The following is an 820-nucleotide window of genomic DNA, read 5'->3' as shown; positions in this document are numbered from 1 at the left end:
AATCATCCTCGCTTCGCTCCGGTATTTTTTTCCGCCAAGCCTTGCAGGGATGCGGGCAAACAGACAACAGGGACAACAAGAAATAAGAATGCCTGTACCTTACAGGCAGACAATGTATAACAATAAAAATCAGAAGTCATGATTACAGACCAGAAGACACAGAACAGGCTTCACGCGGATACCGGAACGGAACTGTTCTCCATCAGACAAAGGAAGGAAGCCGTCACAAGGATGCTGGACATTCTGAAAGAGACTCCGGAATACCTGCAGGTTATGAACCATATACCAGCTTATGCCATGGATGACGATACGTCAGAATGGTGGAAATCGGAAGAATCGGAAAATTTCTTGAACTCACTCCTGGAAGTGATGGAAAGCTATACTCCGGACGGATACAGGTTCGGACCGAAATCCGGCACGACTGACCTTTATGGTTACTGGGAAAGCAAGACCGGGCGGACAACCCTCTTCCATCTGCTTTTCAGTCTGGAAAGCGGATATGAATGGGGAAAAGGTCTTTCCCATGAGAAAACGGACGCTTTCTACAAGGAAATAAAAGAGAAATTTCATGGAGAGGGATTCGACACGGACAGAACCGGCTGTACATCACAGGCCATGTATCTTGTAAAAGGAAAGACACGCCTGTACGTGCATCCGATGGAAATAAGCGGCTACTGTGAAACACTGCATATCCCACAGATTACAGCCATACTGAAAAAAGGAGGCCGTACATTCCGTCTTGTAAAGGATACGATAGCGGAAGAGGTGTATTCCTTCACCGATGAAGAAGAAATGGAATATTACCGTGCCAGATACGGAA

At 46.3% G+C, this 820-nt stretch carries 1 protein-coding gene; it reads left to right on the top strand.

Annotated features, from left to right (window positions below):
- Nucleotides 1–138: 138 nt before the first annotated feature.
- A partial coding sequence (locus I6E11_RS14715) for a hypothetical protein (RefSeq protein ID WP_235338840.1) occupies nucleotides 139–820 on the top strand: 682 nt, incomplete at its 3' end.

The sequence above is a fragment of the Bacteroides caecigallinarum genome (genome assembly GCF_021531075.1).
GTDB lineage: Bacteria > Bacteroidota > Bacteroidia > Bacteroidales > Bacteroidaceae > Phocaeicola > Phocaeicola caecigallinarum_B.
The sequence above is the reverse complement of the archived record's forward strand: the minus strand, read 5'-3'. Positions and strand labels throughout refer to the sequence as shown.